Here is a 432-nt window from a genome sequence, read left to right on the forward strand (position 1 = left end):
TCAGCCCCTTGTCGGCCACCATGACCACCGGATGCAGATCGTGGGCAAGCCCGCGCAGGTGTTTTTTCTGTGAATTGGACAGCGGCATGGCGACGGAGTGTTCGAACAGAGGCCAATGATAACGTGAAAAGGCAGGCGGGAAGTGTGAAGTGTGAAGTGTGAAGTGTGAAGTGTGAAGTGTGAAGAAGAGTTGCGAATTGGTGGGGTTGGGATGTTGAGCGTGGGCTGGAGCCGACAATTGGCACCGCCACGCTGAATTTGCCCCCAAAATCCTTCACACTTCACACTTCACACTTCACACTATCGTCCGATGGACTGGAAAAAACGCCAAAAATCGGATCCATACGTCAAGCGCGCCCGTGAGGCGGGCTATCGGGCGCGGGCGGCGTTCAAGCTGGCTGAGCTCGACGACAAGGATCGTTTGCTCAAACC

1 pseudogene is annotated in these 432 nt (G+C 55.6%); it reads right to left on the bottom strand.

What is annotated here, in order from left to right:
* Nucleotides 1–238, bottom strand: a pseudogene (locus tag ACEWQ0_RS01420) (hypothetical protein); the annotation flags it as partial.
* Nucleotides 239–432: the final 194 nt, after the last annotated feature.

The sequence above is a fragment of the Wenzhouxiangella sp. YN9 genome, from assembly GCF_056324165.1.